A 268-nucleotide genomic window follows, 5' to 3' on the forward strand; every position below is an offset into this window, starting at 1 on the left:
TGCGAAATTTAAAAATTTTAAATGATTGATGGTTGATCCCGACTCGCACCTGCCTGTATATAATCGAACCGCGACATCCGGATTCAACAAAGATAGCTACAACGGTCAGGAGCATGATTGGTAGTGTTAAAATCAGTAATATCGTGCTGCTAGTAATATCCAGCACACGCTTGCTGATTGTCCTGAACTGGTTTTGTTTAAATCCATCTGAGTAGATAAAGACGCTAGGTCGTAAATTATTCACAAAAATCTTGCCTAATTGCCGTTC

At 39.6% G+C, this 268-nt stretch carries 1 protein-coding gene; it reads right to left on the reverse strand.

Going from position 1 to position 268, the window contains the following annotated elements; all coding sequences use genetic code 11:
• The coding region (locus PZC42_RS23235; RefSeq protein WP_368860293.1) for a sugar transferase at positions 1–244 on the reverse strand (244 nt) is incomplete at its 3' end.
• Positions 245–268: the final 24 nt, after the last annotated feature.

Source organism: Isoptericola croceus (assembly GCF_029382255.1).
GTDB classification, from domain to species: domain Bacteria; phylum Actinomycetota; class Actinomycetes; order Actinomycetales; family Cellulomonadaceae; genus Isoptericola; species Isoptericola croceus.